At 58.8% G+C, this 5643-nt stretch carries 5 protein-coding genes and 1 pseudogene; 2 read left to right on the top strand and 4 right to left on the bottom strand.

Annotation, left to right across the window (positions count from 1 at the left end; all coding sequences use genetic code 11):
• Window positions 1–337: 337 nt before the first annotated feature.
• From PQR02_RS39490 to PQR02_RS39480, 3 genes and pseudogenes are all read right to left on the bottom strand, one after another.
• Window positions 338–811, bottom strand: a complete 474-nt coding sequence (locus PQR02_RS39490) for a hypothetical protein (protein ID WP_408243237.1) — start codon at window positions 809–811, stop codon at window positions 338–340.
• 241 nt (window positions 812–1052) lie between these two features.
• Window positions 1053–1290 (bottom strand): annotated as a pseudogene (locus tag PQR02_RS39485) (hypothetical protein).
• Between the two features lie 5 nt (window positions 1291–1295).
• Window positions 1296–1586 carry a hypothetical protein gene (locus PQR02_RS39480; protein WP_408243238.1) on the bottom strand — a complete coding sequence of 97 codons (291 nt, stop codon included), beginning with the start codon at window positions 1584–1586 and terminating at the stop codon, window positions 1296–1298.
• A gap of 294 nt (window positions 1587–1880) precedes the next feature.
• Here PQR02_RS39480 and PQR02_RS39475 point away from each other — a divergent pair, with 294 nt between their 5' ends.
• Entirely contained in the window at window positions 1881–2774 is an 894-nt protein-coding gene (locus PQR02_RS39475; RefSeq protein ID WP_408243236.1) for an H-NS family nucleoid-associated regulatory protein, read from the top strand.
• A gap of 1701 nt (window positions 2775–4475) precedes the next feature.
• The gene (locus tag PQR02_RS39470; protein ID WP_408243235.1) at window positions 4476–4847 is read left to right on the top strand and encodes a DUF4148 domain-containing protein; all 372 of its coding nucleotides are present in this window, start codon (window positions 4476–4478) and stop codon (window positions 4845–4847) included.
• Between the two features lie 494 nt (window positions 4848–5341).
• Here the strand turns inward: PQR02_RS39470 and PQR02_RS39465 are convergent, their stop codons facing one another.
• The gene (locus tag PQR02_RS39465) at window positions 5342–5551 is read right to left on the bottom strand and encodes a hypothetical protein (protein ID WP_408243234.1); all 210 of its coding nucleotides are present in this window, start codon (window positions 5549–5551) and stop codon (window positions 5342–5344) included.
• Window positions 5552–5643: the final 92 nt, after the last annotated feature.

The raw sequence follows: 5643 nt of genomic DNA, 5'->3' as shown, positions 1-5643 counted from the left end.
TAGCGCAGCATTCGCCGCCGGTCGGTCAAAGCGCTCGGGGTCTTAGTCGGCAACCAGTCAGTCAAAATACCTTCGAGCTTCCTCGAGGTCGAGGCACCCTGGACGAAAGCAATGAGCGCGGCATGACCGGCGCTACAACTGCCGGTTCTTCCCGCTGCCGACTCGCCGAGCACTCTCTGCGTCAATCGGCGATATGCACCGACACGGGCCCACTCGCGGCGTCGCGGCATTAGAGGCTTTCGCGGCTTCGCCACAAGCCGCTTGAAGTGGCGCCGATTCGTGCGAACCTCGAACTCAATCGGGTTGGTCGGGTCCACACTTCTGTGCACAAAGGTCGTTACGCCGACGCTTCTGCGAGGGCGCGAGTTCCTTCGGCTTTCAGCAAGCCTTCCACCATTTTCGCTTCGGCCTTGGCGATACCGCCAAGCGATGCCACTGACAACTGGCGGTCGAAGGTTTCGAACGCCTGGCATAACCATGCATAATCGGCATCGTCAATTAGCCATACGCCGCCTTCTTTCTCCACAGCGTCGATATGCATCATCGCCGCGTGAGCCCCTTTTATGTACCCAATTTCGTCTGGACGATATCCGAAACGCCACAGCTCTTCGGCAATGAGTAACTGTCGGCCTAAAGTCGCAAACAGCTCGCGCGAGCCATGACCTCGCCGGAACGCGTCCAACCCTGTGTAGCACTGCAAAAGCATTGCTTGCGTTACGGGCTCGTGTGCAGCCCGACTGAACGTAAGCGCATGCAGCAGCGGCGACATGGCAGGTCGGGTGCGTTTTCGGGTTCGCAATCTGCTAGACATGGTGGGCTCCTTCCATAACTCTTCGGTCCTGCCGCCGTAGCGCTGCTGGCCGCCAAAACACGCTGTTGATGCAGCGGCGGCGAACGGGACCTTGGACGTGAGTCCTGACAACTATGATGGCAAGCAACAGTTAAGACAGACTTAAACAGCGCAGCTGCGCAAAATTGCACCCACGGCGACCAACGGTCGACACGGCTGTACCCTGAATCGGACACGATGAGGCGTTCATCGCAGCAATTTCCTATTGGATGCTTGTCGGTTCAGGCCGCGTGCGAACGTTACTCGCGATGGCGCCACGCAAATCGCCGCGCGGCGCCTGCGGCGTGAAATCGCGGACGCGCTCGCCCTGTTGCCAAGCCTCGACCGTGACCGGCCGGTCCGGGCGCCAATTGCGTTCCTGCGGCCTTTTTTTGCGAAAAAACTGCTGCGGCCATCGATGAGACAACAATGCCGACCAGAAGCAGTGACATTGGTTTCATGTTGGCTAGCCGCGGCCATAGTCGTGATGTCCGCGCGCATACCAATTGCGCCTGCTCCAATAACGGTGTCCGTCCCAATACCGGTCACCATGCCAGCCGATGAAGAGTCCAGGGCCCGCGATGACCGGCGCTGGTGCGTAGACGGGCGGCGGTGGCGCATATACAGGAGCGGGCGCCACATACACGGGAGCCGGAACCCCGATATTTACTCCGAGATGGACCTGGGCCATCGCTGCCCCCGAAAGAGTAAGCGCGATGGCGCCGAGCCCTAGTGAAAACGTCAGGTGTTTGAACATCATTTCGTCGCCTCATTGCTCGATTTGATGCTCACACTTTACGAGCACATCTGGCCGGCTGAGTTACGGCCTTGTAACCGCCAATGGGGCAGTAAACAAAATCGCCGCATCTACAGAACAAAGTAGTCGCGTCGTCATACAGCGTTTCAAATGTATGGCTCCCGCAAGCCCGAAAGGCCCACGGAATCGTCACGTCTTTGCTCTATGCGTGAACGGCTGGACGGCGCAGGACTTTTTGTCACGTGAACGCGACCCGTGGCATAGTGCGGCTTCTAACTACAACGGGAGGTTCTGATGGCAAAACTAGAACAGATTCAGGCAAAGATGAACCAATTGCAGGCGCAAGCCGATGCTTTGATTTCAAAGAAAGCTCAAGCGGCTGTCGACCAAATCCGAGAATTAATGCTGAAGCACGGTTTGACGACAGAAGATATTGAGGCCAAAGCAAAGGCGAAGCGCCAAGCGAAAGTGTCGAATGGGAGCGCCGACCACGTCAAAGTGAAAGCCTCTGACGGTCTCAAAAGCAAAGCTACGCCGAAGTATCAGCACCCCAAAACGGGCGCAACGTGGACCGGTCACGGTCGCGCCCCCGCTTGGATTGCTGAAGCCAAAGACAGAAGTAAGTTCCTGATTGCAGGTGGTGCTGAAGCGGCGGTCGTGGCGAGTGCAGGTGTTGTGAGCAAGGCGAAGGCTGCGACCAAGAAGACGACGTCGAAGTCGGTCGGTGCGACTGGTGGCAAAGGCCAGCGGAAGGGTCCGCAGCCAGCGCTTTATCGTGACCCCAAGTCTGGCGCGACCTGGAGCGGACGAGGTCCGGCACCGGCATGGCTTGCTGGTGCCAAGGACCGGACGAAGTTTCTGATTGTTGGTGGGGCGGGGGCGGGCGCGTGGGAGGCTGGCGCTGCGAGCAAGCCGAAAGCCGTCGCGAAGAAGGCCACGACAAAGACGGCGGTAGGGAAGAAGGCAACAACGGCGAAGAAAGCTGCCGGCAAGGCGACGGTGAGCGGAAAGGTCGCTGCGACTAAAAGCGCCACCGTCAGGAAAGTTGTAGCGAACGGTGCGACGCCGGCTCTAAAGAAGGCGGCGAAGAAGGCACCGGCCAAGAAATCGGTTGTCGCCAAAAACGTCGTTACAAAGCCGGGTGTCGCGGCGGCACCGGAAGCTGCGCCTGCTCAAGCAACCGTGTAACCGAGCACGCAGAACTCGGTTCTCGCCGCGCCGACAGGAGCGATTGTCATGGCTTACCGCTAACAGGCACGCAACGCGTCGAGACGGGCGGCGCATTTTGCATTCGCACCTCCGCGCTTGTAGGCATGTGCCGCCTTTGCGCGGTCGGGGACGAGGTCGCTAGGAGCATGCCTCTCCCAGTGCCCCTCCCAGTACAAGCCAAGGTTGTATGCGGCCGCCCGGTGTCCAAGCTCGAGGGCCGTGGCATACATGTCCTTGGCCATCTCGAGGTCGACGTCCATGCCGCGACCAAGCCGCGCACTGTCCGCAATAGCTGCCGCCGCCAGGCCTCGCAGAGGCTCGCTCGCCGTATCGTCCTTCAGCACGTCGCCCAGAATTACGTGCCCGGTCTCGTAGTCCGCTGGCCCACCTGTCCCGGTGACAAGAGACAGTGCAAGCGCGACCCGAAGAGAAGGGTGCCGGTGAGGGCCAACCCGTTCAATCAGACGCCGGCCGAGGTAAGGCGCCCCCGACAGCAGGCTTGTGCTGCGAGTGCGTCAACAGAATCTTTCTGCTTTGGCATCAAGCCGTTAGGCCGCATGCCAGGACGTTGTCCACAGCCTTGCCAACAAAAATTGGGGATAACTTGGATGGTGCCGGGAAGGAGCCGAATGCAACACACCGCCGGTGTCGTGGACGTCCGCGCAACCATTGCTCCTCGCGGTGCGCGCCATTGCTCGGCTGTTATCGCCCAGCTCATCTTCAGTAGCCAGATTAAACGAAGGCCCGTGCGTCTCAGGCATAGAAGCAAAAAAGCCCCCCAGATTCCCGTCGCGAGGAGCCAAATCCTCAGGCTGGCGCTCGCGTAGCAACACGGATTTGAATGGGCAACGGGCGAGGCCCTAAAACAAGGGGTTGAACAAGGGAACGCAAAAACAACGACCTGTACCCTCCCGGAGAAGGCTGCGCCTGCGTCAACGGCTATGCGAAAGGGATTGAAGCACGGGCAAGAAGAGCAAACCTCTGTGCGAGTCCAGCGTCGGGTGTGCCGTTGATGACTTGTTTGTAATCTCGCATTCATCCGTACGCCATGGACACCGCTCTATATTTTGCTGTGCCCGCTGTTTCGGCAAGCACAGTAGAGGTGAAGGGGACGGAGTGCCCACATGGTGGCTTGTCGTCCTTAGGCGTGGTATGAGCGTGAGCAAATCGAAGATTCAACTCCCGGCAGCATTCTTTCGATGGTATCGGCTATCGCAACCACTCCCGTTACTCTCCGCTCCCGCTACGTGTCTTACCCGCGGCATCATTCGGAAGAAATTCATGCGTAAGTTGATTGCATTGCTCGCTGTGGCAGCGAGCCTGGGTGGTTGCGCCGTCGTACCAGGATACGGGGAAGCGCAGCCATACGATTCGGTCTCCGGCTATCCGTTCTACGGGCCGGGGTACGGGACTTGCAGCAATTGGGGCGACTGCGGCCCCTGGGGCGGGTGGTCCGGCAATTACTGGCACGGCGACCGTTGGCACGGTGGCTGGCACGGCGGACGTGGAGGCTGGGGCGGACATGGCGGCGAAGGTGGACGTGGAGGCCGGGGCGGACATGGCGGCGGAGGTGGGCATGGCGGCGGAGGTGGGCATGGCGGCGGCCGCTGACACCTTCCCCTGTTCTGACTCTACTCGCCATCAGCGTATGGGTGGGACTCGTCCTGGTCTCAATCTACATTGAACCAGGGTTATTTTTTAAAAGGCTTGCGTAAGTTATTCGCGAAAAGCCTTCGAATTTTACCTGTTTGGAAAGTGAAAATGAAACGAGGCGTAAAGGCAGCTGTTCTTATGATGTTTCTGCTTGGTAGTGTGTCTGCGATGGCTGATACCAAACTGACTGCGGAGGAATGTAACGATTATCCGTTCAAGCCGGTCGTCGGTGAGATAACCCACGCCCAGTTGATGCAGGAGCTGGCGGAGCTGGAATCCGTTGGATACGACCCCCACAGAATCGATTACTACTATCCCAATAACCTGCAGGCAGCACAGGGGCGATTGCATGCGAAGTATGTTGCGGACTGCGCACCGGCGATGGGTCGAGGGAGCTGACGCCGCCTGAATTTCTTCGCACTGGATGAAAGCCGGGCAGTTCCTGGATGGCCGATTCCAGCTCTGGATAGCTCCCGGCGGTGCGATGAGGAAGGCGAGACACTGCTGAGACGCGAAATGCGGAATAGCGTCTAGGGTAAATTGAAGGACGGCAGAAGACTTCAATCCTCAAAGTACCTACGATGCGGTCGGATGACATCTTTGGGGATAATCTCGCCGAAGTGATTTCGGCTACCTGTCAGTCGTTCGGCGAAGAGTTACGTTCTACGCCTTTGGCGAGCACGTTCGCATGCAACGCTTTGGCAAGTGCGCTAAAGCTTGAGTGAGCAGCCAGGCGTCTACTTCGACATAGTCCGCGAGGAGCTTGTAAATTACTTTCCGCGCTAATGGGGTACCGCTAGATGTCGGCAAGATTGGAGTGACGGTCACTAAGCCGTGCCGTGCGACTTTAAGCACGTGCATCGAGCCGCTAGCCAGTCCACAGGTAGCGTGTGTTACTGCGACTCAAGGGCGTCATCGCGCGCTTGGGCAATCTCGACCGGGTGCTGGTCGTGGTACACGTCGAACAACTGTGAGCAGAGCTGTGCAAGCGAAGCGAGGTCTACGGCCTGGTCTGCATGCTCGACCTCGCCCGCGCTTAGTACATCATCGAGAACTGGCGCGAGACGGCGTAGTCGCGCAAAGATGGCGGACTCCAGTTTCATGTTGAACCTCCTCTAGCGGACATGGGAGCGCACCTGAGCCGGCCAACCTCAAGTCTCTGCAAACGCCTCAGTGGTCCGAGTCTCCCAATCGC

The organism is Paraburkholderia sediminicola, assembly GCF_046026895.1.
GTDB classification, from domain to species: domain Bacteria; phylum Pseudomonadota; class Gammaproteobacteria; order Burkholderiales; family Burkholderiaceae; genus Paraburkholderia; species Paraburkholderia sediminicola_C.
This window is presented reverse-complemented; position numbering and strand designations above follow the sequence as displayed.